We start from the raw sequence: 25,899 nt of genomic DNA, 5'->3' as shown, positions 1-25,899 counted from the left end.
CTTTCGGCATGCCCTAAAACAGGCTGTGTGGTTCGGTTTGACAATAGTGATCGCCACGGGCGAACCCCCAGGTCACCGTTCGCAGTTCAGGGCGATAGTCAAACCGGATCGTCCAACCAGCCCATCACCACACAAGGCCCCCGCGACCAAAAACGGATTACCGAGGCGAGGTGACCGGGGTCCGGACATTCTGACGGCTGAAACGGCAGGACCTCCACACCGGGCATGTCCGCATTCTTCCCCAGATCAGCTAATTCACATCACGGTTTCCGGGCACACTTGCTGCTGATTAACCTTCTAGAACGAGCAAAAGCCGGGACGTAGACTGTCCCGGCTTTACTGCTTGTACGAGCTAGAGGCCGTACGCCTGGATGAGGTTCAGGCCGATGATGCAGAGGATCCAGATAACCGCCACGATGACGGTGTAGCGGTTCAGGTTCTTCTCCACCACGGTGGAACCGGACAGGTTCGCCTGGACACCGCCACCGAAGAGGCTGGACAGGCCACCGCCCTTGCCACGGTGTAGGAGGACGAAGACACTCATCAGGATCGATGCGAGAACCAGGATGATCTGCAGTGTCAGTGTCATGGGTGTGTCTGCCTCCAAATGTGGGTGCGGGTTAACTCGTCATATGGTACACCAGCACCGGTTTAGTTCCAGCATCGCTGGCCCCGGTGTGTGGCGTACCTATTCCTATTGGGTGGGGGGTTGCTGGCGTACAGCGTCACCGGCTGCTGCGACTAGCTTGGCAAAGTCCGCGCCATCGAGTGAGGCTCCACCTACGAGGCCGCCGTCAACATCTGCCTGCCCGATGATCTCCGCGACAGTCTCCGTCTTCACGGAACCGCCGTAGAGGATGCGGATGCTGGCAGCAACGTCGGGGTCCGCCAACTCGTAGATAAGCGAACGGATTGCGGCGCACATCTCCTGGGCGTCAGCCGCTGATGCGCTCTTACCGGTGCCGATGGCCCAGACCGGCTCATACGCAATGACGACGTTCTCCAGTGCTGCAGCATCCATCCCAGCGAGTGAAGCACGGGTTTGCTCTACAACGAACTCAACGTGGTTGCCTGCCTCGCGCACATCGAGTTGCTCGCCGACACAGACGATCGGAGTGATCCCCTGCCCCAACGCGGCCTTGGCCTTAGCAGCAACAAGCTCATTGGACTCATTGTGGTATTCGCGGCGCTCAGAGTGGCCCACCACAACCCAAGTGCAATCGAGTTTAGCCAGCATCTGCGCTGAAACTTCACCGGTGTATGCGCCAGCGTCATGCTGGGATACATCCTGAGCGCCATAGGTGATCTGCAGCTTGTCCCCTTGCACCAGGGTCTGCAGCGAGCGCAGATCCGTGAACGGGACCGTCAGCGCTACGTCCACGTCTTCGAAGTAGTCCTTCGGCAAAGCAAAAGCTAGACGCTGTGCCTGGGAAATCGCCTCAAGGTGGTCATGGTTCATTTTCCAGTTACCGGCGATGAGCGGCTTACGTGCCATGAGAAATCCTTTCTACAGGTAAGCGGGGTTAGTTGGCTTCCAGTACCGCGACACCTGGCAGTTCCTTGCCCTCAACTAGCTCGAGGGAAGCCCCACCACCGGTGGAGATGTGGGAGAAACCGCTCTCATCCAGCCCAAGTGTACGGACGGATGCGGCGGAGTCGCCGCCACCAACCACTGTGAAGGAACCGTTGTTCGTGGTTGCGTCGATCATTGCCTGTGCGACAGCGCGGGTGCCATCAGCGAAGTTCGGTTTCTCGAACACGCCCATCGGGCCATTCCAGAACACCGTCTTGGAATCAGCGATGATTTCCGCGTACTTCTTCGCGGACTCTGGTCCGATGTCAAGAGACAGCCAACCTTCCGGGATGCCGTCAAGGTCCACGACCTTTCGGTCCGCATCATTGTCAAACTCAGATGCCGCAACGAGGTCCACCGGCAATACAAGCTTGTCGCCGTACTTAGCCAGCAACTCCTTGCAGGTGTCCACCATCTCCTCTTGCAGCAGGGAGGCCTGGGTGTTGTGACCCTGGGCGGTGAGGAAGGTGTAGCACATGCCACCACCGATGATGACCTTGTCAGCCTTCTCAGCCAGTGCTTCAATCACGCCGAGCTTGTCAGACACCTTGGAGCCACCGAGCACAACGATGTACGGCGCAGTCGGGTTGTCCTTGATCGTGGCCAGCTTTTCCACCTCTGCCTGAACGAGGTAGCCCGCGTATGCCGGAAGGCGCTTAGCCACGTCGTAAACAGAAGCCTGGGCGCGGTGCACCACCCCAAAGCCGTCGGACACGAAAGCTCCGTTGTCAGCAGCAAGCGCTGCCAGCTCGTCGGCGAAGGCGCCACGCTCGGCATCGTCTTTGGAGGTCTCACGGGCGTCGAACCGAACATTCTCCACCAGCAGCACGTCACCCTCGGACAGGCCGTTTGCACGCTCGTGTGCGTCCTCACCAGTGACATCGGTAGCAAGAGCAACGTACTGGCCAAGCTTCTCCGACAGCGCCTCCGCAACCGGCTTCAGGGAGTACTTCGGGTTCACCTCACCCTTAGGGCGGCCGAGGTGGGCGGTGAGTATGACCTTCGCGCCACCGTCGATAAGCGCCTTGATCGTCGGCAACGATGCGTCAATACGACCAGCGTCGGTGATGTTGCCGTCATCATCGAGCGGAACGTTGAAGTCCGAGCGGACAAGGACGTGACGGCCGTCAACGCCTTCCTTCAGCAGCTCATCAATAGAACGTACAGCCATGGTGGATGTCTCCTTCAAAAGTTATGGGGTGGTGGGGAAACGTGGAGGGCGCATAAGCGAAAACCCGGAGGAATGTGTGGTGGCACTCCCCCGGGCTGTCACTCAGGCACGCGCGGGGCGCAGAGATGGTCGGTTTAGAGATTATCCGCGACGTGCTTGGTCAGGCGGATGTACTGGGACGTGTAGGAATACTCGTTGTCATACCAGGAGATGATCTTCACCAGCTTGCCATCGATCACACGGGTCATACCAGAGTCAAAGATCGCACCATGCTCATTAGCAATAATGTCGGACGAGACGATCGGATCTTCGGTGTACTCGAGTGCCTGTCCAAACTCCGGATCTTGGACGGCCTTCTTCACTGCCTCATTGACTTCCTCAACGGTGACTTCCTTAGACACGTTCACCGTGAGATCCGTAGCGGAACCAGTGATGGTGGGTACGCGCATAGCAAAACCGTCAAGCTTGCCTTCCAACTCAGGCAAAACAAGTGCCACGGCGCGAGCCGCACCAGTGGTGGTGGGCACAATGTTCTGTGCAGCAGCGCGAGCACGACGCAGGTCCCTGTGCGGTGCATCCTGGATGCGCTGGTCACCGGTGTAGGCGTGGATCGTGGTCATCAGACCATTCTCAATACCAAACGCATCGTTGAGGACCTTAGCCACAGGTGCCAGGGAGTTTGTTGTGCAGGACGCAGCCGAAATGATGTTCTGGTCGTTGGTGTAGTCGTGGTGATTCACGCCCCACACGTAGGTGCCGTCCACATTCTTTGCCGGCGCGGAAACGATGACCTTCTTGGCGCCAGCATCGATGTGTGCCTTAGCCTTCTCACCGTCGTTGAAAATGCCGGTGCACTCAAGAACAATGTCCACGTCAGCTTCGCCCCATGCGAGGTTTGCCGGGTCCTTCTCCGCGGTGACCTCGATGCGCTTGCCATCGACGGTGAGCGAGGTGTCATCGAACGAAACTTCGCGTCCAAGACGCCCATAGGCGGTGTCGTACTTGATCAGGTGAGCCAGCGTCTGGTTGTCGGTGAGGTCATTGATCTTCACAACCTCAAGGTCACCGTCGAACTTGTCCAAGATGATGCGGAATGCGGAACGGCCAATTCGGCCAAAGCCATTAATGCCAATGCGAGTGGTCACTGAAAAGACTCCTTGAAACTATCTGGTTGTGCTGTCCAGACCGTGAACCGATTGCTAAGTCAACCCGCGGCCTCTTGTTCCCAGTGTAGAGAATTGAACCCGTGGTCGCAGGGTCACAGGCATTTACCAAGAACGCGGTTAAGGGCTCGTCTTAGTCTTCTTCAATCACCGCTGCGTGCGTATCCGGAATACCCAGCTCTTTCGCCCGTTTGTCAGCCAAGGACAACAAGCGGCGGATGCGCCCCGCAACGGCATCCTTGGTCATCTGAGGGTCAGCCAGGCGACCCAGCTCTTCCAAAGAGGCGTGACGGTGTTTGACGCGCAGGAAGCCTGCGTCAGCCAGGTGTTCTGGTACGTCATCCCCAAGAATGGTCATTGCACGGTCAACGCGGGCTGCAGCCGCCGCCGCTGCTTGGGCGGAGCGGCGCTGGTTGGCATCGTCGAAATTCGCATGGTGATTCGCGCTGGCCCGCTCTTCGCGTTTGATGCGCTTTTCATCCCATTCCAATCGCGCGCGCGGTGCGCCCATGCGGGACAGAAGGATCCCAATGCCATCACCGTCACGTACAAAGACGCGCTCTGTGCCACGGGTTTCCTTCGTCTTAGCCGCGACTGATAAACGTCGCGCCAGACCAACGAGCGCCAGTGCAGTCTCTTGGCGTGGGCAAACAACTTCGAGTGCGGCGGTACGACCGGGTTCAGTCAGAGATCCGCGCGCGAGGAAAGCACCACGCCAGGCGGCTTCCACTTCACCGATCGTTCCGGAAATAATGTTGCGTGGCAGGCCAACCACTGGGTGCCCGGACGCCGTGACCAGCCGGAAACGCCGAATCACGTCTTTAGCACCGTCTGTAATTTTCACTTCATAGCAGGCTTCCCGGGACTGGGTGCCAGCATTGATGCTTTTCACCTCAACGTCAATATCGCATACATCCCGAATTGTTGAGGCGAGGTGTTCAGCCACAGCACGCTCAACGAATTCGGCACGGATTTCTAGCCCCCGCAAGCCTTGTTCAAACTCGCTAGCTACACGCAGCATCGCTGTCGCCTCAGCGATCCGGGTGTCCGTTCCAGTAGGGGCTACACCCAGGAGCTCGTCTTTGACTTTCGACGTCAATGCCACGTTCGCATTCATCCTTTCCGTTTGCTCACATCAGTTTAGTTTCCACGCACAAGTGATGTGATGGCAGCTGCCAGTTTTTCTGGATCATGCCTGCTCGTGCGCTGTGATGAAGCATCAACCTCGGCGAGATCTGCAAACGTCACTTCCGCTCCAGCACTGGCCGCCGCCCGCTGAAGATAGCGCCGCTCCCCTTCGGACAATGTGATCCCCGAATCAGCCAAGAAGTAGTCCACCTTCAACTCCGGCGCGTGCTGGTTGAATACATGGATATGCCGTTCCGTAGTGAATCCCGGAGTCTCCCCCGCTTCTGGTGAGAGGTTGAGAATGACAATGACGGTAGCCTGCGTATCGGTCAGCGCCTGCACAATCTCCGGTATCAGAAGGTGTGGGATTACGGAAGAAAACCAGGAACCCGGCCCAATGGTCACCACATCAGCATTGAGGATCGCCTGCACCGCAGCTGGATTAGCTGGCGGGTTCGCGGGGAGGATACGCACTCGACGGACTGAACCAGGCGTGGTGGCCACTGCAACCTGACCGCGGACCGAACGAACCACCCGCGGGTCATCATCAAGCCCCGCCACATCTGCCTCAATATCGAGCGGTTCCAAGGCAACTGGCAACACCCGACCAACGGTTTGGGTCCATTGTCCCACGGTGTCTAGCGCGCGCTGCAAGTCTCCATAAGCCTCCGCCATTCCAGCGATGATGAGGTTGCCCACCGCGTGTCCGGCCATTGCACCATTTCCACCAAAACGGTGCTGGATGATGTGCTTCCATTCCTCGCCGAATTCGCTCGATGGGGTAAGTGCCGCCAGTGCCATACGGAGATCCCCGGGCGGCACGATGTCTAGCTCACGGCGCAATCGGCCGGACGATCCGCCATCGTCAGCGACGGTAACAATGGCGTTCACATGATAATTACCGGGATCAACAACGCCATTGTTCGTAGCTGCGATCTGCTTCGCAGCCAGAAGGGTTTGGTGGAGTCCATGTCCACCGCCGAGGCTAGCCACATTGATATGAGAGGCGTTCATAATGGGAGGTCTTTCTCTCGCTGAAAGGGGGCTGACTACATCACCGGTGGTGCAATGAGCTCGGTGATTAGTGCCGCTTTAAGTCCCTGTGCATCACGGCAACGTCTACTTCCCCTCGGGAGCTAAGTCGCCGGCCAATTTCCTCGGAGACTGCCACGGAGCGATGGTGCCCACCAGTGCAGCCAATGCCCACAGTGACGAAGTCTTTGCCTTCGTGTTTGTAACCAGACATCATTGAGCTGAGCAGGTCCACAACCCCGTCGATAAATTCGTCCGCACCCGGCCGCGACAGCACGTAATCACTGACGGGCTTGTCCACACCGCGGAAGTCACGCAGCTCCTCAATCCAGTATGGGTTAGGCAGGAAGCGCACGTCGAAAATCAGGTCGGCATCGCGTGGGGAACCGTGCTTGAAACCGAAAGACTCCACGGTCACGTGCTGCTTCGAGGAGCCGAGGTCCCCAGCGGAAGCCTCAATCGCGCGACGCAGATCGTGGATGGACAGGTTTGAGGAATCAATGATCACGTCCGCTGTTTCCCGCACCCACGCTAACTCAGCGCGTTCACGGGCAATGCCCACGTGCAACGGGTTGTCGCCCTGCAGCGGATGGGTGCGTCGAACGCTATCGAAGCGTTTGATCAACACCTCGTCGCGCGCCTCTAGAAAAAGAATGAAGGGGTTGTAGCCACGTTCACGTGCTTGCTCAATGAAGTCCATGAGAGACCCGCGGAAGATGCGTGCGCGCACATCTGTCACCACGGCGAGCTTGTCCACTGGGGACTCCTCGGCCATGGCCATGTCCATGAGTTCAAGGCCGAGCTGCGGTGGGAGGTTCTCAGAGACGAAGTAGCCTTTGTCTTCAAAGACGTTCGCTGCGGAGGACAGCCCGCCACCGGACATGCCGGTGATGATCACAGGGCGCGACGCGGAAGATGAAGTCATACGCCCCATCGTATCGAAATGCGCAGAGCATGTAGCTGCTTATCGACGATTCCCCTCAGTCCCCCACATGCAAATGGTCATACACCTTCTGCGCAAGCTTGGGGCCCATCCCCGGGACCTCGGTGATGTCCTCGACGCTGGCAGCTTTCAGCTTTTTCACGCTACCGAAGTGCTTGACCAGATCGCTGCGCCGCGCTGGCCCAAGGCCCGGGATGCCATCGAGTGCAGAGGCACGCATGCGTTTGGAGCGTTGCTGGCGGTGGTAGGTGATGGCAAAACGGTGTGCTTCATCACGGATTTGTTGCAACAGGTACATGCCTTCTGAGTTGCGGGGCAGGATAACCGGTTCATCGTCGTAAGGCACCCATACTTCTTCAAGGCGCTTGGCTAGGCCGATGAGGGCGACATCGACGACCCCGAGTTCGTCGAAAACTGCTTGGGCTGCGTTGACCTGTGGTTTACCGCCATCAACGATGAATAGCTGTGGCGGGTAGGCAAAGCGTTTGTTGCTTGCTGTTTCCACCGCGTCATCTGGTTCCTCATCAGCGAAAGCGGTGTTATCTAGCTCTGGGTCTTCCGGATTGGCCAGCTTGTCCTGCGCGTGACGCTTGAAGCGGCGGCGCGTGACTTCGGCGATAGAGCCCACATCATCACTGCGGCCATCCCCCGCTGCTTCCTTGATGCGGTAGCGGCGGTAATCCGACTTCTTGGGCAGGCCGTCCTCAAACACCACGAGGGAAGCCACCACATCGGTGCCCTGAATGTGGGAGATGTCCGTGCACTCGATGCGCAGCGGCGCCTCATCGAGACCCAACGCATCCTGAATATCCTGCAGCGCCTGTGAACGCGCGGTGAGATCACCCACACGCTTCAGCTTGTGCTGGCGCAGAGACTCCTTGGCATTGCGCTGGACAGTTTCCATGAGCGATTTTTTATCGCCACGCTGCGGCACCCGAATATCCACCGGCCCACCCCGGAGTTTTTCGAGGAGCTCCTCGGTCTCTGACGGTTCCTCGGGCATGACTTCCACGAGAATTTCGCGCGGCACCGGCATCGGGGCGCGTTGTGCTGCATGGGATTCCTGGTCCACACCGCGGCGACGCACTTTCTTTGCAGCCAACCGCTCATCTTCGATACGTTCCTGCTCAACACGCTCCACCGCATCGGAGTAGTACTGCACGAGGAAATTCTGCATCAACACCGGCAAGGCAGGATCAGCCCGCCCCTCCTCGAGACGCTCCGTACTGCCGGGCTCATCCCCGGTTTTCTCCACGACCCAACCACGCTGTGAACGGATACGGCCCTCGCGGACCGTGAAAATCTGAACGGCGGCTTCCAGCTCATCAGTATCAAAAGCGATGATGTCTGCGTCCGTGTCCATGCTCAGCACGACGGTTTGGCGTTCCATGACTTTGTTGACGGCCCCGAGGTCGTCACGAAGCCGCGCTGCTTTTTCGAACTCTAGGTTTTCACTGGCTTCCAGCATCTGGCTGGTTAACGCTTTGACCAGCGTATCTGTATGGCCGGACATGAAGCCCATGAACCCGTCCACGATGTCTGTATATTCTTCCTCGCTCACACGGGACACGCACGGCGCGGAACATTTATCGATGTACCCCAACAAACACGGCCGTCCCAACTGCTCGTGTCGCTTGAACACACCATTGGAACACGTCCGGATAGGAAAAACGCGAGTAAGCAGATCTAGCGTTTCGCGCACAGCCCACGCATGGGAAAAGGGGCCGAAGTAGCGCACGCCCTTGCGCCGCGGACCGCGGTAGAAGAACGCGCGCGGGTAGTCCTCTTTCACGCTGACTGCGAGCATGGGATACGTCTTGTCATCGCGGTACATGACGTTGAACCACGGGTCGAAACGTTTGATCCAGGTATACTCCAACTGGAGCGCTTCCACTTCGCTGGCCACAACCGTCCACTCCACCTTCGCGGCCGTGAACACCATCTGGCGGGTACGGGGGTGGAGCTGCTCTGGCGGCTGGAAATAGTTGTTCAGGCGGGCACGCAGGTTTTTTGCCTTGCCCACGTACACCACGCGCCCGGAGGCATCGCGGAACTTGTACACCCCAGGCTCCGTTGGGATGCTGCCTGGGGCGGGACGGTAGGTTGCTGGATTAGCCATGTGGCTAGTCCTCTGGCATATAGCGGGCTTCCAACGCGCGGAAGTCCTTCACCGCAGCAACTGCCCGCTCCTTGTCCGCGGACTGAATGGCCCACAGCGGAACATACTCGAACTCGGGCAGTTCCAACCGCGCCATGCGGGAGCCCTGCGGAAACGCCAGACCGTAGACAACCAGCCACGGGTAGAAACGGGTGCCAATGATATTGCGCACCTCTACCCCATCCTCATTCACACGCACCCGCGGGCGGGACAGCCCAATCCATGTTGCAGCAGACAGAATCAAGCCAATACCGGGGAAGGCAAACTTATCGATGGTGCTCACCGCCGCACCCGTAAACTCCACGTCCACCACGATGCCCATGAAGATGTGCACGGCCATGATCAGTACGACCAACAGCAGGGCAACACGCTTCAGTGCCGGCGAGGTAATTTCCAGCTCCCACGGCTTCGTCGATGTCACCGCATGCGGATCCAACGCGTTGTAATAAGCCAGGTCCCGGTCACTGATGCTTCGTCCCGGTGCGCTGTTTGTGTCAGTCACTGCACTCTTCCGTGGTTGTTGTTCGGCGGTTTTGTTCGCTGGGGTTTCTCACGTCATCCTACCCACGCTGTCACGCGGGCGAAAATATCCATCACCAGTGGTCGTGGGTGCGCGGGGCAAAAGCCCGCACGCGCGCGAGGGTCAATGCGGCAGACAGTGCGGCATCCATTGCTTCCGCGCCCTTGTCCTCCTTGGCTCCTGCCCCGCCCGTGCGCGCAAGGGCCTGCTGCACGTTCTCCACGGTGAGCACACCATTGCCCACCGGAACTTGCTCATCAAGCGCCACACGCGTCAAGCCCTCGGTCACGGAATCACAGACGTACTCAAAGTGGGCGGTCTCACCGCGAATAACACAGCCGAGCGCGACCACGGCATCGAAACGCCGTGCACACGCCTGCGCAACAACGGGTAGTTCCAGCGCACCGGCCACGCTAAAAAGCTCTGCCTTTGCGCCCGCTTCACGCGCTGCTGCCAGTGCACGCTCACGCAGCTTATCGACGATCTCCGCATTCCACTCCGTCACCACCACAGCAACGGTCAAACCCTCAGCTGAAATGTGGCGCGGCACTGGTGTTCCACTAGTTGCCATATTGAGCCTTCCCTTCGCTTTTGTTCCTAGTGCCCCTGCACGTTTTCCCACTCAGCCACGAGTGGCAGATCATGCCCCATGCGGTCACGCTTGGTGCGCAGGTAATGGATGTTGCAGTTGTTCGGTGCGATCTCAATACGAGTGCGGCCGGAGATAATCGGGCCGTATCCGCTCAAAGCCTCGACCTTGTCCGGGTTGTTGGACAAGATCTCGGCCGACGCAATACCCAGGTCCGCCAGGATCTGGCCGGCAACGGAGTACTCGCGCGCATCCACCGGCAATCCCTGCTCCAAGTTTGCGTCCACGGTATCTAGGCCCTCTTCCTGCAGCCGGTACGCATGCAGTTTGTGCAAGAGCCCAATGCCACGACCTTCATGCCCACGGACATAAATAATCACGCCACAGCCAGCTTCTTGGATCTTGCGCATGGACTCGTGCAGCTGCGGCCCACAATCACAGCGCTGCGAGGCAAACACATCACCGGTCAAGCACTCAGAGTGGACGCGGACGAGTACATCTTGCCCGTCCGCGACGTCGCCGCAGACGAGGGCGATGTGCTCAGTGGCGTCGATAATCGAGCGATAACCGTACGCTGTGAACACACCAAATTCTGTGGGCAACGTGGTGGTGACGGCGCGCTCAATGATACGGTCCGTCCGGCGGCGGTACGCGATGAGCTGTTCGATTGAGATCATCGGCAAACCGTGCTCATCCGCAAACTCGCGCAGTTCAGGCCCACGCGCCATGTCCGTCGGGTCCTTCTCGGACACAAGCTCACACAACACACCCACCGGTGTACAACCAGCCATCCGGGCGAGATCAACGGACGCTTCTGTGTGCCCGTCGCGCACGAGCACTCCACCGGTTCGCGCACGCAGCGGCACAATATGACCGGGACGAGTGAAATCGGTCGGCGCGCTCTCGAGGTCAGCCAACCGTCGAATCGTCTCCGCGCGCGAAGTAGCGGAAATGCCCGTGGTCCCCGTGGCCGCATCAACAGTGACAGCATAGGCGGTGCCACGCGCGTCCTCATTACGTGAGACCATCGGCGGAAGATCCAGGCGGGTTGCCGCCTCATCCTCCATGGCTACGCAAATATAGCCGGAGGAATAGCGGACCATGAACGCCACCATTTCCGGCGTGGCGTGCTGTGCAGAAAAGATGAGGTCACCTTCGTTCTCGCGGTCCTCATCATCCACCACGACCACCGCACCACCTCGGGCGATGGCCGCCACAGCATTTTCCACAGAATCAAGGCGCAGCGAGTCCATCATGGCTGTAGATGGTAACCCCCAACCATTTTCTCAACATACTTGGCCACCACGTCCACCTCGAGGTTCACCGGCTCCCCCACCACCATGTCCCCAAAGGTCGTCTCCGCCAAGGTTGTGGGGATGAGGGAAACCTCCAGGAAATCCTCCCCAACAGCTGAAACAGTGAGCGATGTGCCATTGATGGCGATCGAGCCTTTCTCCACCACATAGCGGACCAAGTCCGCGGGAAGGGAGAACCGCAGCACCTCCCAGTGCTCAGATGACGCACGGCTGATCAGTTCACCGACCCCGTCCACATGGCCCTGAACAATGTGACCACCCAGCCTTTCCCCGGCCGTCAGAGCTCGCTCAAGGTTGACGCGGGACCCCACCTTGTAGCTACCCAAGCGAGAGCGGTTCAAAGTTTCTTGCATGACGTCAGCGGTAAACCCCTCTGTGAGCTTGTCCACGACGGTCAGGCAGACTCCGTCCACCGCGATGGAATCCCCCGGTGCTGCATCGCTTGTGACTGTTGGCCCATGGATTGTCAGCCGGACCGCGTCGGTGAGTTGCTCCAGCTTGTCCACCCGGCCGATTTCTTCAACCAAACCCGTGAACATCAGTTGTCCTTCCTACATAGTTCGATGACGGCATCTTCGCCGAGGGAGAAAGCGTCGTACAGCTCGTAGCGCTTCGCCTCGCCGATGGTGTTTACGAGCGGCCCATCCAGCAGTCCGCGTCCGCTGCCAAAGAGCATCGGAGCGACGTAGGCTGTAATACGGTCCACGACGTCAAGTTCAAACACGCTACGCATAAGAGTTGGACCGCCCTCCACGAGCACATCTCGTGCTCCTGATTCATACATTGCCTGAAAGGCTTCTTCCGGTGTTGAATACTGCTCGAAACCCAGCCTGGTCAGGTTACCTTCCGGCACCTCACGCGTGCCCACCACAATGCGGCGGGGTTGGTTAGCTAAAAGCGAGCCGTCACGGTCGCGCGCGGTGAGGGACGGATTATCCGCAATCGCGGTACCAGTGCCGATCACGATGGCATCACGCATCGCCCGGTCAAAGTGCGCGTACTGGCGAGTCTCTGGCCCCGTGATCCATTGGCTTGTTCCATCCGGAGCCGCAGTGAAGCCATCCAGAGTGGCTGCAAACTTTGCCGTCACAGACACACGCCCGTAACGCACCGAGTCCAGCCACGGTTCAAGGCCATCAACCGGGAAGTCCACCTGGGTAACCTGAACCCCGTGCGCACGGAGGTAGTCCGCACCGCCAGCTGCCTGGGGGTTCGGGTCATCCTTCACGTAGTACACGTGGGCGATTCCTGCTGCCACGATCGCTTCAGTGCACGGTCCCGTGCGGCCAGTGTGGTTACACGGTTCCAAACTCACGACCAGGGAGGCCCCTTTTATTCTTTCGGGATTGATGGTGGTGGCTTGATCAAGCGCGACCCTTTCCGCGTGACGGCCTCCCGGTGGTTCAGTGGCACCCGTGGCAATAATGCCGCTGTCATCAAAGACGGCACAGCCCACCGGCGGGTTAGGGCTCGTCGTGCCACGCACCTTTTGACCAGCATTGTGCGCAGCAATCATGGCGGACTGCACCGCCTCAGACATAGGGGGCTCCATTTAGCGGTTTGCGGCAATAGTGGCCAGGTCACGCAAGGTTTCCACTGCCCCAGCCGGATCCTCAGTACCGAAGACAGCGGAACCAGCGACGAATGCATTCACGCCAGCTTCGGCAGCCAGCTCGATGGTGGATGAAGAGATGCCGCCGTCGATGCCGATGATCGTCGACAAGCCAGCCTCCTCAATGCGTTCACGCAGGGTAGCCACCTTACCCAGCACCTCCGGCATGAACTTCTGCCCGCCGAAGCCCGGCTCCACGCTCATGACCATGACCTGCTCAAAGTGCTCAATATCATCGAGGTAAGGCTCGATCGGGGTACCCGGCTTGATAGCAAAACCTGCCTGAACGCCAAGGTCATGCAGCTGCTTCGCAGCAGCAATATGGTTGTCCGTCGCCTCAATGTGGAACACAAGACGATCGCCACCGGCCTTGATGTACGTCTCGAACCAGCGCTCCGGCTCCTCGATCATCATGTGAATGTCCAAGAACTGGTCTGTCACCCCGTCAACCGCCTTGGTCACGTCCGGACCGAACGAAAGGTTGGGCACAAAGTGGCCATCCATGATGTCCACGTGGATGAGGTCAGCGGCAGGAACCTTCTTCACATCCGCGCCGAGAGCGACGTAATCAGCGGCCAGAATTGACGGAGCAATGTAGATCATGCCACCACTCTACTTCGTGCGAGTGAAGGATTTAACATGCCGGTTTTTAGTGACCTGCGGAAACACAGGGGCAGGATGGGTTGGGGTGCTAAGTCTTTCACAATCCTTTACTGCTTGCGCAGAACCGCAAAGAACATCGCGTCCGTCCCGTGGCTGTGTGGCCACATCTGAACGCTTCGGTGGGGGCCCACGCCCTCCATGCCGCAGGTGAACTCGTGCGCGTTGAGTTCCTCCACAGCGCCGGAAGCAAGGACCTTGTCCACGATTCCGCGAGTTTCCCTAACATCGGGGGAACATGTCGAATACACGACAATGCCACCGGGTTTAGTTAGCTCAATAGCGGAGGCCAGTAGCTCTTCCTGCAGCACGTTGAGCTCCGCAATGTCGCTTTCGGCTTTTCGCCAGCGCGCTTCCGGGCGACGGCGTAACGCACCGAGGCCGGAACAAGGAGCATCAACGAGGACACGATCATAGCCAGGTTCCAAACCGGGATTGCGGCCATCCCCAACGTGCACAGTCACGGGCAGGCCCTGCGTGGTCTTGCGGATGAGGTCCGCACGGGTGTTACTGACCTCAACGGCATCTACGTGGGCGCCGTCAATGGCGGCAATGGCGCCCATGAGAGCTGCTTTACCACCGGGTCCAGCACACAGGTCGAGCCAGCGGCCGGCATCGGATTCCACCGGGACTTCAGTCACGGCACGGGCGATGAGCTGGGAGCCCTCGTCTTGGACAGCGGCCATCCGATCGCGCACGGGCTGAAGGGCACCAGGATCACCGCTTTCCAAATAGACCGCGTAGGGGCTGTACTTGCCTTCTTCCCCGCCGGTGGTGAGAGCTAATTCTTCCGCGGAGAGTTCACCGGGGCGAGCAACTAGATGGACCACGGGGCGCTCGGAATCTGCAACGAGTGCCTTTTCGAGTTCCTCGGCGCCAGCACCAGTTGGGTTGACTCCAAGCGCGGTGGCAAAAGAACGTGCGATCCACTCAGGGTGTGCCGTATGGAAAGCCACTGCAGCCAGTGGATCGGCTGGACTGAGCTTCTTGATCCATTGCGCGGGTTCGGTCCGGGTGACGGTACGAAGAATTCCGTTAACAAAGCCTTTGGCCTTCGGATGACCAGCGGCTTCGACGAGACGGACCGAGGTGTCCACTGCCGCGTGCGCGTCCACTCGGGTATACAGCAACTGATAAACACCAATGCGCAAGGCGGTAAGAACAGCCGGATCAAGATCCGCGAGCGGCCGTGAAGAACAATCACGGATCACGGCATCGAGCACGCCCTGTGTGCGCATCGCACCGTAAGCGAGTTCTGTGGCAAAGGCGGCATCGCGACCAGTGATGCTGCGCTCGCGTAGCAGTTGTGGAAGGACCAAGTTGCCGTAGGCGTCCTCCACCGCGACACGGAGCAGAACATCGAAGACAACTTCGCGCGCCTTGTCCCCCATGGCTTTCACCTGGGAGGCAGTCTGTGGGGCTTTCTCCCGGGTCGAAGTTCTTGCCGGCTTTGATGGTTGCTTCTGTGCGCTCTTGGTGCGTGACCTAAATCCGCCGCTCACTCGAACACCACTCCTTCAGCACTGTGTAGGCCACGCGCCCAATCGGCAGCGACCATCATCTTTTTCCCTGGGGGCTGGATCATCTGCAACACCACCGGGGTCGTCCCAGTGCCCACGGTCACGGTGTTCTTGGACACGGTCACATGACCGGGGCTGGTGGGTGACAAACAGTCGTCGACAACCACTGGACCAACTTTGACACGTTGGCCGTCGAGCATTGTCCACGCGCCTGGGCCTGGGGTGTAGGCGCGGATCGCACGGTCAATCTCAATAGCGGGTGCGGTCCAATTGATGCGTGCGTCGTCCTTGGTGATCTTCGGGGCATAGCTCGCCTCCCCCTCCTGCGGAGTGAGTGTGGCTGTACCAGCAGCGAGTTCATCCATGGTGCGCACGAGAAGATCCGCGCCGCTGTAGGCCAGGCGCGTAAGCAAATCATCCGCTGTATCGGTGGAGCGAATCGGCTCAGACACCTGACAAATGATGTCACCGGTGTCCAGGCCGGCGTCGATACGGAAAGTGGTGGCGCCACTGTACTCATCGCCGTGCAGAATACCTGCTTGAACTGGTGCGGCACCGCGCCACTGTGGCAGCTGCGAGAAGTGCAGGTTCACCCATCCGTGTGTGGGGATGCCCAGGTAGTTCTCTGGAATAAGGCTGCCGTAGGCGACCACTGAGATGGCATCCGGGGCGAGTTCCTGCAGTCGGGCCTTCACCTCCTCGTTCCTCTTCAACGTGGTCGGGGTGAGAACCTCAATGCCGTGCTCCAATGCCAAAGCCTTGACGGGCGACGGGTGCAGGGTACGCCCGCGGCCCCGCCTCGCATCGGGGCGGGTCAGTACGGCGACAACCTCATGGTCAGAAGCAATGAGCTTTTCCAACGCAACAACCGCCGGCTCAGGTGTTCCAGCAAAAACAAGGCGCATTATCTGTAATCCTTTCCCTAACCCGCGACTACTGCTGCTCTTCGCCGGCGTTAAACCAGTCCATACCGCGGATGATCTCCATCGTTTCCTTTCGAACCTCCGGGTCAAGACGCCGCAGGTACAAAACACCATCCAGGTGGTCCGTCTCATGCTGGATGCAGCGGGACAGCAGACCACTGGCGCTGATGGTGACGGGGCGGCCGTCAACATCAAAACCCCGCGCAATCACGGATTCATGGCGGACCACTTCCGCCTGCACATCCGGGATAGACAAGCATCCTTCCATGCCAATCTGTGCATAGTCACCCACGGGTTCCCACACCGGATTCACCAATGCACCACGCAACCCATCACAGTCGTAGACAAAAATGCGCTTAGCCAACCCGATCTGGTTCGCTGCAAGACCAACGCCACCAGCAGCGTCCATGGTTTCGAGCATGTCGGAGGCGAGGGTGGCTAGGGTAACGTCGAAAAGCTCAATGCTTTGTGCTTCAGTGTTGAGAATCGGGTCACCGAAGATACGGATAGGGCGAACAGTCATGAGCGCGAGTCTACCTAGCCCCCGCTCGGGGTTTAACCGATGTGCATGGGGTTGATCTGAATACGCAGTGGCGCATCCTGCTTGCGGGTCGCGCGGTTCACATTCCCGGCGCGCAGAGCCTTGCCCAGCGCGTTACGCGTCGAAAGTGGCGTGCGGATCAGCACGCGTTGCGCCTCCCCTAACTTGGACCGGTCCCACTCGCCTGGCAGGTCCACCCCGGGTGCTAGGTCAACTGGCCCCAGGATATCTACCTGATCAGGCAAATCGGTGTGCTCCAGAAAGTCCTCGAGCGCTTCGCGTGGTGCGTCCACAGCTGCCATATGCACCGCCGGTGGGAAGCGGACCTCCCTGCGGGCAGCGAGCTCCAATGCCGCGTGCCCCGGCGCATCCCAGCGGATGAGGTGCTGCACAACGGGCAGAGATGGGTCCGCGACTACCACTACATCGCCGCCTTTGGAGTGTGGCGCCACCAGCGTGGCTGCTGCCATCCACTTGTGCATGGTCTCTTCCGTGGCGCGCAGATCGGGGCGACCCAGCAAAGCCCAAGTATCCAGGAGAACGGCAGCGCCGTACATACCGCCGTCCTCCACGCGTGGCTCCGCACCCGGAGTGGCCACGACCACGGCAGCTTTGTCCGGGATCTCTGCATGGATGCGGTCACCCCAGGAAGAGATCACAGTCGCAGGGGAAAAGGCGCGGCCGAGTTCCTCCGCTGTGCGCTGAGTGCCCAACACAACGGCGCGCAAACGGTGCGAGCCGCAGGACGGGCAGGAGTAAGCACTATCAATACGCCCACACCACCGGCAGGTTGGTGCAGCTGCTTCCCCACCACTGGGCAAACCGAGCGGACCATTACAGGCGCGACAGCGCGCTGGGGCGCGACAGATCCCACAGGCTAGAGATTGGACGTACCCGGCGCGTGGGACTTGAAACAAAACTGGTTTGTTCTCAACCAGGGCGCTCCGTGCCGCCACAAAAGCAGCTGAGGGCAACCGTGCTGCGCCTGCGCGTGGATCACGTTGCAGTTCAAATTCGCTATCCCCCGCCGCATGGATGTGCGGGGAGCGCGTGCGCACTGTATTTCGTGGCGCAACAAGGGAGTGCATCCAGCCGGCTTCTACGAGCAGTTGTGTCTCCGCGGTGCGGCCGTAGCCGCCAATGATGAGGGAGGCTTTCTCCACTGCTGAGCGCGTTGTCAGAACCTCCCGGGCATGGGTATATGGGGCACGCGGATCTACTAGTGAGTCATCCCCGTCGAACATGACCGCCGCCAGCTTCAGGTTTTTCACGGGCGCGAAAGCGGCTGAGCGCGTCCCGATAACCAGGCGCCCCTGCCCGTGCAGAACTGACAGAAACCTGCTGTACCGTGCCTGTGGGCCAAGGGAGGCCGTCAGGGTTGTGATCTGCTTTGGTCCCACATGTTCCGCTAGCGCCGCTGCCATCTGGTCCACGTCTTTTTGGTCGGGAAGGACAATCAGTACACCCGCGCCGTCAATAGCCACTTTGGCAGCTAGGGCCGCAAGGGCCGCCGCCCAATCATCACCGGGGGCTATCTGCCACGCGGCGCGGGCGAGTGTTCCGGTGATGACGGCGTCCACGAAGGATTCCCCGTACTCGTATGCACTCCACGCGGATAAGTCAGGCTCTTTCGCGGTGCCATGGTCTTCCCACGCCGAGGTCGTATCGGTTTGCTCCGCTTTCACGTGGCGTGGCGGGATTGCGGTACGCAGGATATCGGAGCGCACCGCGGCATATTTATCGGCCAGGGTATCAACTAGGTTTCGGATGTGCTCCGGATAGACAACCTCCGGGGAAATCACCCGCTCAATAAAACGGATCTTGCCCTCGTGCTCAGACGTAGCCGCACGCCCCAGAACCACTGCATCTGCCAACCGGCCCGCAAAACGAATGCGCACACGAACTCCCGGTTGCGCGGCTGCGGAATCCTCTTCGGTGACTAAGTAATCAAACGGCCGGTCTAAATGCGGCAAACCAAGGAGCGGCAGCACGCGCACCACGGGTAGATCAGCGGCGAGCGTTTTTGACATGGCCTTGATCCTAGCGGGGTGGTGCGACACCCCCGCGACGTTTCGTCTTTCATCCTGGCAGAAGGCATAATCTATCCATCATCTATCCATCTCATGTTTCTGCTTCACCGTCTGCTTAAGCGCACCCGGTGCGACTTTGTTGGAGTTTGCGTTTAACCATGAAACGTTCGCTCACTACGAGCGCCTTAGCTTTGCTCACGGGGCTCACCGCGTTCACTGCGCTTTCTGTCACCGCGAATGCTGCCCCGATTGCCACCACGAGTGCGGCTCCTATCCCGATGTTGGTTGGCATCGGGTCCGCGTTATCTGCTCCTCTCCCCCAGGCCCCTGATTCAACTTTCCGTGTCGGTGTTTCTCCGCTCCCGCTTGCTCTGACACCCCTTGCTCCGCTGGTGTCGCGCGCGCCAGGCCAGAAGCAAAACTTTAAAGCCAAGGGGTGCGAGAACTGCGTTGCCATTACGTACGACGACGGCCCCGTACCCAACACCAGCACACTTTTGGACATACTGAAGACGAAGCACGTGCATGCCACGTTCTTCCTCATCGGAGTGAACGCCAAGGAGTACCCGGGGATCGTGTGGCGCATGCACAAAGAGGGCCATGACATTGGGAATCACTCCAACACCCATCCCCCGCTCACAGCTTTAAGCAATGCCGGGGTGGCCAAGCAGCTCGATGCCGCAAATGATGCGATCACCAGTGCTGGCGCGCCCCACCCCACGTGGATGCGCCCGCCTTACGGTGCAACAAATGCGCGCGTTACTGAAATCGTGGGCGGACGTGGCCAGGCCCTAGCTTTGTGGGACGTGGATACGGTTGATTGGCAGCACCGTGACGCATCAAAGACGTGCTCTATCGCGGTGGCTCAGGCACAGGCAGGATCTATCATTCTCATGCACGATATCCACCTCAGTACCGTAAATGCAGCTGAGTGTGTCATTGATGGTCTCCGCGCCAAGGGCCTGCGCCCAGTGAGCTTGGACGAGCTTATCGGAGCACCCCAGGTAGGTGTCACCTACACCTCTTTGAGCGACTTTTAGTGCCTCATCGAAGTGGAGCACCCGTTGGTAGTCTTGCACCATGACCGTGCCCCGCAAAGCAGAATCCGACGATACTGAGACAGACCGCTCCGGGTGGCAGTACGCAACCCCTGTTCTCATGCTCGTGGCCTACGTCCTGGGTCCCTGGGTCCTGATACCGGCCTTTGGTGCAGAGAAAGCCCTGGTCCCGGTTCTCATCTTTTTGTTTGGTACCGCTGCGCTGGCCGGTTTTGTTGACGGGTGGACATACCGCACCACGTTTTCCTTACCGTTTTTCGCGGGCGTGGGGTTCTGGCTGGCCAAAGTTCTCTATTTCAATGACGGAACGTTTCTCTATGCACTGGGGTGCGCTGCTACCGCTGCCATCGGGATGTTTGCCGGGCAGGCGATTGGCACGAAGTTCAACCACGCCGATGCCAACACCGTGTCGCAGGCGAGGGGCTAGGAATGGGCTCACTCGAACACTACGATTGCACTTCCGGTTTAGAGGAATGGTCACTGCACCATCCCCGCTATGGCCTCATTGAGATTCGAACGGGTTTCGACCCTGATTTTGCCCGGATCGATGAAGATTGGCCTGGCAAAGAGAAAGCGGGCCACCGCCTCACCGGCGACAGCTCTGTGAAAGAACGGATCCACGCCCGCCTGATCAACCCGCAGACACGGGTAGAAATCCTCGTGGATGGCGTGCCTCAACATCGCTACGATCAATTGGAGTCCGGCCGGTACAGCCTCTTTTCCCAAAAAGAACCAACCAAACTCGAGCCGATGATCTCCCTGGGTGTGGACCGGGACAAGCCGCACGTGAAAATTCTGGCCAGTCCCTTTAAAGAAATCTTGCACGTTGATTTCCGTGAGGGGTCATCCGTCGTTGAGTTTGATCCACCGCAAGGTTCACGGGGTGAGAAACGCAGACAAGCAATGGAGTCCAGCGCATTGCGGCGTACGGCGATCCCCATCGTCGAGGGTCTTGGCAAAGGCGGCTGGGCCCTCCTCGTGTTGCTGCTTGCCCCAGTTCTGTCGCGTTTTCTTGATTGGATTCTTCAGTTCATCCCGGATTGGGAGCTACCAGATGTCACCTTGCCACACCTGGATTTACCTGTACCCCACCTGCCCCATCTGACGTTGCCCACGCCAGATATCACGCTTCCACATATCCCCTTTCCCGAGATTCCTGAATGGGTTGAGCTGCTAGCTGAATATTCCAAAATCTGGGTGCCGGTGGTCATCGGCATTGCTCTCGGCTTCATCGCACTGCGCAATCACCGCAAGTCAGAATCAGAAAAAGAAAAATGGGCCGAGCAAGATAGCGCTGAATCGCTTTCCGACGATGCCCGGCCCACCCTCAAGTAACCTCTCTATTCCCTATATCCCCGCCGCCGCACGCAGGTCGTCGGCCTTGTTGGTCTCCTCCCACGGGAACGCCACATCAGTGCGGCCGAAGTGGCCGTAGGCAGACGTTGCGGAGTAGATCGGGCGGAGCAGATCCAGCTGGCGGATGATGGCGGTCGGACGCAGATCAAAGACCTTGTCCACTGCCTGCTGAATCGACTCGTTGGTCAGGCCATCAGCGGCAGTGCCGAAGGTCTCCACGTACAGGCCGACCGGCGTGGCACGGCCGATGGCGTACGCAACCTGCACCTCAACGCGACGTGCCAGGCCAGCCGCCACAATATTCTTAGCCACCCAGCGCATCGCATACGCGGCGGAACGATCCACCTTTGAGGGGTCCTTACCGGAGAAGGCCCCACCACCGTGGCGAGCCATACCGCCGTAGGTATCCACAATGATCTTGCGGCCGGTCAGACCAGCATCACCCATTGGGCCACCCAGCACGAAGGAACCAGAAGGGTTGACCAGCAATGTGGTGTCTGCGTTGTAGTATTGGCCCAGGCCAGCGTCCTCAATGACCCACTCCAGGATATGGGTGCGCAGTGCGTCCTCGAGTTCCTGGCCGGTGAATTCCGGATCGTGCTGGGAGGAGATGACCACGGTGTCCAGGTAGACGGGCCGGTCGCCGTCATAAGCAAAAGTCACCTGTGTCTTGCCATCCGGGCGCAGACCGGAAACGATGCCCTCCTTGCGCACCTGTGTGAGGCGACGCGCCAGACGGTGCGCGGTGGAAATCGGCAGCGGCATGAACTCCGGGGTCTCATCGGTGGCATAGCCGAACATGAGTCCCTGATCACCAGCACCGGACTGATCTTCCTCGCCGGTGGACTCATTGGTGCGCACCTCAAGGGAATCAGTCACACCGTCAGAAATCTCCGCGGACTGGTCGCCGATAGCAATGTTGACGCCACAAGTACGGCCATCAAAACCAACCTCGGAGGAAGTGAACCCGATTTCCACGAGCTTGTCGCGCACCAGCTTTGCAATGTTGGAGTACGCCTGCGTGGTCACCTCACCCACCACGTGAACCTGGCCCGTAGTCACCATCGTTTCCACTGCTACGCGGGACAGCGGGTCCTGGGCAAGCATGTCATCCAGGATCGTGTCGGAGATCGCATCGCAGATCTTGTCCGGGTGGCCTTCAGTGACGGATTCACTGGTGAATAGGCGGTAGAACGGGTCGGTCATGGGCTTGCAGGTCCTTACAGGTGAGACGGCTGTCAAAAGAAACGCGCGCCATTACGGCGACTGTGCGCACCCAAGAATAGACTAAGCTGTCTAATCCTGTCGAATCGACTCCCCGTCACCGGACGTGATCTTCTCAATCGCATCCCACATCCGTGCCGCAACCACGTGTTTCGGCCCATCCTCAATGTCTTCCGTCGATCCATCCGCACCGAGCAGCCAGCCACTATTGCGCAGCTCACCGAAGACTTTTCCTCCCGCCACGGAGTTCACCATGAGCATGTCCGCGCCCTTGCGCTCCAACTTCGCCCGGCCATTTTCCAGCGGATCATCCGTTTCCGCCGCAAAGCCAACGATCGTCGCAGACGTCTCGCCAGCCTCTCGCTTATCGACGAGCCCCCTCAAAATATCCGGATTCTCCACCAACCGCAGCGTCGATAAGACATCATCCGCCTGCCCCTTCTTCAACTTGGAATCAGCCTCAGTTTCCGGGCGGTAATCGGCGACAGCAGCTGCCATGATCACAATGTCAGCGTCCACCGCCGCGGCGTCGACAGCCTCCTTCATGTCGCGCGTGGAGCGCACGCGGATGATCTCTGCGCCAGGAGGTGTCTCCAGCTCATCGGTGTCCCCCGCGACGATGGTGACATTCGCGCCACGATGAACCGCGATGTCTGCGAGCGCAAACCCTTGCCTGCCGGAAGACCGGTTACCAATGAAGCGCACTGGGTCAATATTCTCCTGCGTGCCGCCCGCGGAGATCACCACCTTCTTGCCTTCCAGTGACCGAGTGAACGTCCCTACCGCCACAACTGTGCGCGCCATCGCCGCAATCTGCGATGCCTCCGGCAATCTGCCCGGACCGGTATCCTTGCCGGTCAAACGCCCATGCGCAGGCTCCAACACAATGAGGCCACGGCGACGCAACGTTGCCACATTGTCCTGGGTTGCAGGGTTCTCCCACATCTCCGTGTGCATCGCCGGCGCTAGCACCACCGGGCACGTGGCCACAAGCACCGTCGCGGTAAGAAGGTCATTTGCGCGACCCGCAGCGATACGTGCGATCGTATCCGCCGTGGCCGGCGCGACGACAATCAGGTCCGCTTCCTTACCCACGCGGACGTGCTGCACCTCATCCACACGGCTGAACACCCCCGTGTCCACGTGGTGGCCAGACAGTGCCTCAAACGTTGCCGCACCCACGAAGTTCAGCGCTGACGGCGTAGGCACAACCCGCACGCTATCCCCGGCCTCCGTGAACTCACGCACCAAGTGACATGCCTTGTACGCGGCAATTCCCCCGGAGACACCCACAACAACGTTGAGGGGCCCCTTTTCATCTCCGCCGACCCCGGCATCAGCACCGGTGGCCTCAGCAGTGTCCAGGTTATGTGCAGCCATGTCACTCATGGCCCCCGAGCTTACCTGCCACCATCACCGCAACCTTTTCGCCGTCCAGCAGACTATGCCACCGGCTCCAAACTAGCGGCGTGGTTTTAGCGGGAGTCACTGCGTCCGTGTTGCCGTCACTTTCGGCTGTTGTTTCCCCCCGACACCCCGAAGGGGAGTGCAACCAGCCAGCACCAGGGTCAACATGACCCCCATGATGCAGGAGAAGCCCCTGTGCTTCGCTTCCGCCTACCCCCGAGTTCTAGGTGGATCCTCACATCTTCGTTTGGCCCCGGCACTGACCGGCTGCCCTTTGAATATGGCACGATTTTCTCAGTTTCGAAACACTAAATTGTCCACTTAAGTGGACATTGGTTGGCGCAAGGCGTTGACCAGCAGGTTTGCCTTAAATTTTCCTGAACGATTCCTTAGCTTTTCACCCCCATTCGGGGGGCTATAAGTGTTATAGGGAAAACATATAAGCACGTCAAGGGCCTGAAGCGGAGATATAGGGCGCGGGGACCGTCGATAATCTTTTAAGCAATTCTCAGAAAGCTAGACGCACTTTGACAGCAAAACGCGGGCCCCGGCTTTGCCGGAGACCCGCGCTGCGATGGATGAGCTAAGGCTTACTGGCCTTCCTCATGCTCCAAGAGACCATGCTCGATCTCACGCAGAGCAATGGACAGAGGCTTCTCCCCTTGCTGTGGGGTGACCAGGGGGCCGATGAACTCGAACACACCCTCATCTTGCTCCTGGTAGTAGCTGTTGATCTGACGTGCGCGCTTAGCGGCAAAGATCACCAGAGCGTACTTGGAAGACACCTTGGTCAACAGCTCATCAATAGGCGGTGCCGTGATGCCTTCAGGCGTGTCGTACACCTGCTCCTTGACATCGACATCAGCCGAAGTAGCCAGATCGTTGGTCACGTTGCTCACTTACACCTATTCATTCGTTGGACGATTAACGGACAGAAGAATATCACTAATGCCTGAAACCGCCTCATCCAGATCGTTGTTCACAATGATTGTGTCAAACTCATCCTGGCAGGCCAACTCATCACGAGCTGTTTCAAGGCGACGCTCAATGACATCCTGAGATTCAGTCCCGCGGCCAGTCAATCGATCAACCAGCACTTCCCATGACGGCGGGGCGAGGAAAACTGTCGTCGCCTCCGGCATGAGCATCTTGATATTGCGAGCGCCAGCGAGATCCACCTCAACAAGCACAGGACGACCAGCTTCCATAGCCTCACGCACTGGCCCCGATGGGGTGCCTGAACGCTGCAACCCACTGTGAATATCAGCCCACTCGAGCATCTCACCTGCGTCGATCTTGTCCTGGAACTCCTCAGGCGTGACAAAGAAGTAGTCCTTGCCATCAACCTCACCCGGACGAGGATCACGCGTGGTCATAGAAACAGAGAAGTACAGGTCTTCCACTGCTTCACGGAGCCGCTGAACCACAGTTGACTTACCGACGGCAGAAGGGCCAGCCAAAACAACAAGCCGACCCTTCTTATTCACGGTTGTCACCGATTAGTCCGCGAAGCCAAAACGCTCGAGCAGAGCACGGCGCTGACGCTCACCGAGGCCACGCAAGCGACGGGTCTGAGCGATCTCCAGCTCCTCCATAATCTCGCGTGCCTTAACCTTGCCCACCTTCGGCAGAGCCTCCAGGAGAGCGGAGACCTTGGTCTTACCGATGATCTCGTTGGACTCAGCCTTCTCGAGAACTTCCTTCAGGTTGGTCTCGCCGCGCTTCAGGGATGCCTTGAGCTCTGCGCGCTGCTTACGTGCCTCTGCAGCCTTAGCCAGAGCTTCCTGGCGCTGCTCCGGGGTTAGTTGGGGAAGGGCCACTTCGGTTCCTCCATAAATAGTAGGGGTAGTTAGTTTTCACGATTCTGTGTTTGAACCGACTCGACACTATTGCACAGCCGCTTTTCTAATTACAACTGTGTGATTGGCCGATCGCGGTTCAGTTTAACACTGGATCTTACTTGACGCGGTGAACG

At 59.1% G+C, this 25,899-nt stretch carries 26 protein-coding genes; 3 read left to right on the top strand and 23 right to left on the bottom strand.

Translation table 11 applies throughout. The features are described 5' to 3' along the window. Positions 1–352 precede the first annotated feature (352 nt). From secG to HMPREF2129_RS04190, 18 genes are all read right to left on the bottom strand, one after another. Positions 353–589: a preprotein translocase subunit SecG gene (gene secG, locus HMPREF2129_RS04275; protein WP_034663599.1), complete on the bottom strand. Its 237-nt coding sequence runs from the start codon at positions 587–589 to the stop codon at positions 353–355. Between the two features lie 105 nt (positions 590–694). Then, positions 695–1,495 (bottom strand): triose-phosphate isomerase, encoded by an 801-nt coding sequence (gene tpiA, locus HMPREF2129_RS04270; RefSeq protein ID WP_034663597.1) that lies wholly within the window; start codon positions 1,493–1,495, stop codon positions 695–697. 28 nt (positions 1,496–1,523) lie between these two features. After that, positions 1,524–2,744 carry a phosphoglycerate kinase gene (locus HMPREF2129_RS04265; RefSeq protein ID WP_034663595.1) on the bottom strand — a complete coding sequence of 407 codons (1,221 nt, stop codon included), beginning with the start codon at positions 2,742–2,744 and terminating at the stop codon, positions 1,524–1,526. Between the two features lie 134 nt (positions 2,745–2,878). Next, positions 2,879–3,889, bottom strand: coding sequence for a type I glyceraldehyde-3-phosphate dehydrogenase (gene gap, locus HMPREF2129_RS04260; RefSeq protein WP_034663592.1), 1,011 nt, complete (start codon positions 3,887–3,889; stop codon positions 2,879–2,881). Positions 3,890–4,040: 151 nt separating this feature from the next. Beyond that, positions 4,041–5,012, bottom strand: coding sequence for a DNA-binding protein WhiA (gene whiA, locus HMPREF2129_RS04255; protein WP_034663622.1), 972 nt, complete (start codon positions 5,010–5,012; stop codon positions 4,041–4,043). 35 nt (positions 5,013–5,047) lie between these two features. Continuing rightward, positions 5,048–6,049 carry a gluconeogenesis factor YvcK family protein gene (locus HMPREF2129_RS04250; protein WP_102723279.1) on the bottom strand — a complete coding sequence of 334 codons (1,002 nt, stop codon included), beginning with the start codon at positions 6,047–6,049 and terminating at the stop codon, positions 5,048–5,050. Between the two features lie 67 nt (positions 6,050–6,116). Beyond that, the gene (gene rapZ, locus HMPREF2129_RS04245) at positions 6,117–6,992 is read right to left on the bottom strand and encodes an RNase adapter RapZ (RefSeq protein ID WP_052092722.1); all 876 of its coding nucleotides are present in this window, start codon (positions 6,990–6,992) and stop codon (positions 6,117–6,119) included. Positions 6,993–7,047: 55 nt separating this feature from the next. Further along, positions 7,048–9,129, bottom strand: coding sequence for an excinuclease ABC subunit UvrC (uvrC, locus tag HMPREF2129_RS04240; RefSeq protein ID WP_034663586.1), 2,082 nt, complete (start codon positions 9,127–9,129; stop codon positions 7,048–7,050). Between the two features lie 4 nt (positions 9,130–9,133). Then, positions 9,134–9,670 carry a PH domain-containing protein gene (locus HMPREF2129_RS04235; protein WP_034663585.1) on the bottom strand — a complete coding sequence of 179 codons (537 nt, stop codon included), beginning with the start codon at positions 9,668–9,670 and terminating at the stop codon, positions 9,134–9,136. Positions 9,671–9,761: 91 nt separating this feature from the next. Beyond that, a complete protein-coding gene (gene ribH / locus HMPREF2129_RS04230; RefSeq protein WP_034663582.1) occupies positions 9,762–10,259 on the bottom strand; it encodes a 6,7-dimethyl-8-ribityllumazine synthase in 498 nt (165 codons plus the stop codon). Between the two features lie 26 nt (positions 10,260–10,285). Next, on the bottom strand, positions 10,286–11,533 hold the full coding sequence (locus HMPREF2129_RS04225; protein ID WP_034663579.1) for a bifunctional 3,4-dihydroxy-2-butanone-4-phosphate synthase/GTP cyclohydrolase II: 1,248 nt from the start codon (positions 11,531–11,533) through the stop codon (positions 10,286–10,288). After that, entirely contained in the window at positions 11,530–12,132 is a 603-nt protein-coding gene (locus HMPREF2129_RS04220; protein ID WP_034663578.1) for a riboflavin synthase, read from the bottom strand. Before HMPREF2129_RS04220 ends, HMPREF2129_RS04225 begins: the two co-directional genes overlap by 4 nt. Next, on the bottom strand, positions 12,132–13,133 hold the full coding sequence (gene ribD, locus HMPREF2129_RS04215) for a bifunctional diaminohydroxyphosphoribosylaminopyrimidine deaminase/5-amino-6-(5-phosphoribosylamino)uracil reductase RibD (protein ID WP_232218094.1): 1,002 nt from the start codon (positions 13,131–13,133) through the stop codon (positions 12,132–12,134). The genes HMPREF2129_RS04220 and ribD overlap by 1 nt, the downstream gene beginning before the upstream one ends. 12 nt (positions 13,134–13,145) lie before the next feature. Continuing rightward, positions 13,146–13,808, bottom strand: coding sequence for a ribulose-phosphate 3-epimerase (rpe, locus tag HMPREF2129_RS04210; protein WP_034663573.1), 663 nt, complete (start codon positions 13,806–13,808; stop codon positions 13,146–13,148). 107 nt (positions 13,809–13,915) lie between these two features. Next, positions 13,916–15,367 carry an RsmB/NOP family class I SAM-dependent RNA methyltransferase gene (locus tag HMPREF2129_RS04205; protein WP_034663571.1) on the bottom strand — a complete coding sequence of 484 codons (1,452 nt, stop codon included), beginning with the start codon at positions 15,365–15,367 and terminating at the stop codon, positions 13,916–13,918. Next, on the bottom strand, positions 15,364–16,290 hold the full coding sequence (gene fmt / locus HMPREF2129_RS04200) for a methionyl-tRNA formyltransferase (protein ID WP_034663568.1): 927 nt from the start codon (positions 16,288–16,290) through the stop codon (positions 15,364–15,366). The genes HMPREF2129_RS04205 and fmt overlap by 4 nt, the downstream gene beginning before the upstream one ends. Before the next feature lie 28 nt (positions 16,291–16,318). After that, a complete protein-coding gene (gene def, locus HMPREF2129_RS04195) occupies positions 16,319–16,831 on the bottom strand; it encodes a peptide deformylase (RefSeq protein ID WP_034663566.1) in 513 nt (170 codons plus the stop codon). A 32-nt stretch (positions 16,832–16,863) separates the two neighbouring features. Then, positions 16,864–18,879 carry a primosomal protein N' gene (locus tag HMPREF2129_RS04190; protein WP_034663564.1) on the bottom strand — a complete coding sequence of 672 codons (2,016 nt, stop codon included), beginning with the start codon at positions 18,877–18,879 and terminating at the stop codon, positions 16,864–16,866. Positions 18,880–19,037: 158 nt separating this feature from the next. Between HMPREF2129_RS04190 and HMPREF2129_RS04185 the strand changes: the two genes are divergently transcribed. Genes HMPREF2129_RS04185 through HMPREF2129_RS04175 form a run of 3 tightly spaced genes read left to right on the top strand, consistent with a single transcriptional unit; the run spans position 19,038 to position 21,272 of the window. Further along, a complete protein-coding gene (locus HMPREF2129_RS04185; protein ID WP_084576529.1) occupies positions 19,038–19,919 on the top strand; it encodes a polysaccharide deacetylase family protein in 882 nt (293 codons plus the stop codon). A 40-nt stretch (positions 19,920–19,959) separates the two neighbouring features. Further along, complete coding sequence (locus tag HMPREF2129_RS04180; RefSeq protein ID WP_034663561.1) at positions 19,960–20,364, top strand: hypothetical protein; 405 nt, start codon at positions 19,960–19,962, stop codon at positions 20,362–20,364. A 2-nt stretch (positions 20,365–20,366) separates the two neighbouring features. Continuing rightward, positions 20,367–21,272, top strand: coding sequence for a hypothetical protein (locus tag HMPREF2129_RS04175; RefSeq protein WP_052092717.1), 906 nt, complete (start codon positions 20,367–20,369; stop codon positions 21,270–21,272). A 12-nt stretch (positions 21,273–21,284) separates the two neighbouring features. Here HMPREF2129_RS04175 and metK read toward each other — a convergent pair whose 3' ends face one another. From metK to mihF, 5 genes are all read right to left on the bottom strand, one after another. Then, positions 21,285–22,499, bottom strand: coding sequence for a methionine adenosyltransferase (metK, locus tag HMPREF2129_RS04170; RefSeq protein ID WP_034663558.1), 1,215 nt, complete (start codon positions 22,497–22,499; stop codon positions 21,285–21,287). A 90-nt stretch (positions 22,500–22,589) separates the two neighbouring features. Continuing rightward, entirely contained in the window at positions 22,590–23,906 is a 1,317-nt protein-coding gene (coaBC, locus tag HMPREF2129_RS04165) for a bifunctional phosphopantothenoylcysteine decarboxylase/phosphopantothenate--cysteine ligase CoaBC (RefSeq protein WP_232218093.1), read from the bottom strand. 608 nt (positions 23,907–24,514) lie between these two features. Next, complete coding sequence (gene rpoZ / locus HMPREF2129_RS04160) at positions 24,515–24,823, bottom strand: DNA-directed RNA polymerase subunit omega (RefSeq protein WP_034663556.1); 309 nt, start codon at positions 24,821–24,823, stop codon at positions 24,515–24,517. Positions 24,824–24,829: 6 nt separating this feature from the next. After that, a complete protein-coding gene (gene gmk / locus HMPREF2129_RS04155) occupies positions 24,830–25,420 on the bottom strand; it encodes a guanylate kinase (protein WP_034663554.1) in 591 nt (196 codons plus the stop codon). 3 nt (positions 25,421–25,423) lie between these two features. Then, complete coding sequence (mihF, locus tag HMPREF2129_RS04150) at positions 25,424–25,744, bottom strand: integration host factor, actinobacterial type (RefSeq protein WP_034663551.1); 321 nt, start codon at positions 25,742–25,744, stop codon at positions 25,424–25,426. Positions 25,745–25,899 lie beyond the last annotated feature (155 nt).

It is taken from the genome of Corynebacterium tuscaniense DNF00037 (assembly GCF_000759055.1).
Taxonomy (GTDB): domain Bacteria; phylum Actinomycetota; class Actinomycetes; order Mycobacteriales; family Mycobacteriaceae; genus Corynebacterium; species Corynebacterium tuscaniense.
Note: the sequence above shows the minus strand (reverse complement) of the source record. Positions and strands in the feature narration are given on the sequence as shown.